The sequence below is a fragment of the Schnuerera sp. genome, assembly GCF_035459645.1.
In the GTDB taxonomy this organism is placed as follows: Bacteria; Bacillota; Clostridia; order Tissierellales; family Tepidimicrobiaceae; genus Schnuerera.
Window position 1 is genome coordinate 1 of record NZ_DATHXO010000272.1, and the last position, 2,193, is coordinate 2,193.

The window sequence follows — 2,193 nt, forward strand, 5'->3', positions numbered from 1 at the left end:
ATCAATGGAATCCCCATGAGATATGAATACAATTTGCTCAGTCGAATTTATACAGGTCTTTTCCATTTCATCTACAAGTGAAATAAGGGATTTCTTTCTAGTCCGTACCTTACTAACAGGAACAAGTCTGCCTTCATTATCAACATGTAATACTGGTTTAACTCTTAAAACAGTTCCAACTAATGCAGTTGTCCCAGATATCCTTCCTCCCCTTTTTAAATGAAACAAATCATCTACTGTAAACCAATGACAGAGTTGAAGCCTATTTTCGATAAGCCAATCCTTTACCTCTTCAATAGACTTTCCAGAACGTTTCTGCTCTGCACAATAATAAACCAAAAGTCCCTGCCCCATTGAAGCAGCAAGGGAATCGACGACATATATTTTTCGTTCTGGATATTCCTTCTCCAAGTTTTTTGCCACCATGAGGGCAGCATTATATGTGCCACTAAGTGCCGATGAAAAGCTAATATAGAGTATATCCTTGCCTTCTTTTAAGTTGCTTTCAAATACATCTTGGCATTTCTCCATACTTATGAGAGATGTTGTTATTATTTCACCTTGCCTCATTCTATCATAAAATTGTTTAATGTCTGTTTTTTCCCCTTTTACATAACTGTAAAATTCTTCTTCTCCAATTCTAAAAACAAGAGGAATAATGTCAATGTTGTACTCTTCAATCATTTCTTCTGTAAGATTTGCTGAAGTATCAGTTATTATTTTATAACTCAATTCCTAACCACCTTTATATATTAATTTTTTATTATATTATTATTGTTATAATATACCAATTTAGAAAATATTATACTTGGAACATAGGGGGATGGTTCTTACTATCCAAAACTAATCTCTTTATGCGTATTTCCTTCCAGGTCTTTTATCTTAAAGGTATTCCTTTCTAATATTCCATAGGTATGAGGATTATTTTTCTTTGGCAATGTTATGCTTCCTGGATTGATTATATATATATTGTCCATTTTTTCTACTTTAGGTATATGGGTATGTCCATATATGAATACATCACCATTAGCTAATTTAGGCATATTGTTTTCATTATATATATGACCATGAGTTAAAAACAAACGCTTATTATTGTATAGAATATTTGAGTAAGTAGCCATTATAGGAAAATTTAGTACCATTTCATCTACTTCACTATCACAGTTTCCTCTCACAGCAATTATTCTGTCGGTAAAACTATTGAGGATTTCTATTACTTGTTTAGGATTGTATTCTTTAGGTAATGGATTCCTTGCTCCATGATAAAGGTGATCTCCTAATACTATAATATAATCAGCTTTTTCTTCTTTGAATTTATCCAATGCTTTGTTTAAATAATAGACTGAACCATGTATGTCTGACATGAAAAAAAGTTTCATATGTTTTCTCCCTTCTTATGAAATTTCTATTAGGCATTAGGTTGTTCTAAAATATATATTCTACCTTTTTGTGAAAATCCCTCCATAATAATTAACTCTCCTGTAAATTTAGCAGGTATATGTACTCTTTTTTATTTAATACATACTTTCAATTTATATACAAAATCCATAGCAAGGATATAACCTCACTATGGATTTATATTTATTTTTTGAGAGATTCCCTACTAGCTTGAATTTTATCATCTAAATCCTTAAAAGAAAATATTAAATTATATGAATCATCTATTTCTTTAACAAATAAGCGTCTAATATATCTCCATAATATAATACATGATAATCATTATTTGAGTAGCTACGTTTTTTAATTTCTTCATCTAATGTAGCCGGTTCCATAACCTGCTGATAAACAACTTTACATTCATAATGTAATTCACATTCTCCAATTATAGGAGTAGATACCTTTTGCCCTTCTAGGATGCTTAAATTACATTCTTCGAATTTATTAACATCTCTTCCTGATTTAGTTCCACAATAAGATAATTCCTTTTTTAAATTATTATTTAAAGGAATACTAACGGTAAACTCCTTTGCATTTTCTAATAATTTATAAGTATGCCTTGAATATCTGACAGCAACCATAAATATAGGCTTGTTCCAAATATAACCTATAGTCCCCCAACCTATTGTCATGGTATTTATTTCATTTCCATCTTTTACAGTTAGAAAAGCTCCCTTTTTCAACTGTTCTAAAGCTTCTGATGAATACTCATTAAAATTAATTCTTTGAATTATCATGATAGTATCTCCCTTCCTT

General features: G+C 30.3%; 3 protein-coding genes. All 3 read right to left on the reverse strand.

Annotation, left to right across the window (positions count from 1 at the left end; genetic code table 11):
• Positions 1–732 (reverse strand): DegV family protein (locus VK998_RS06350; RefSeq protein WP_325226671.1); only part of this gene is annotated, 732 nt, incomplete at its 3' end.
• 101 nt (positions 733–833) lie between these two features.
• Complete coding sequence (gene yfcE / locus VK998_RS06355) at positions 834–1,379, reverse strand: phosphodiesterase (RefSeq protein ID WP_325226674.1); 546 nt, start codon at positions 1,377–1,379, stop codon at positions 834–836.
• A 282-nt stretch (positions 1,380–1,661) separates the two neighbouring features.
• A partial coding sequence (locus tag VK998_RS06360) for a flavin reductase family protein (RefSeq protein ID WP_325226676.1) occupies positions 1,662–2,193 on the reverse strand: 532 nt, incomplete at its 5' end.

What these genes read in the sequence shown, in the direction of transcription:
- yfcE (WP_325226674.1), bottom strand. Translation starts at nt 1,379, where the DNA reads ATGAAACTTTTTTTCATGTCAGACATACATGGTTCAGTCTATTATTTA.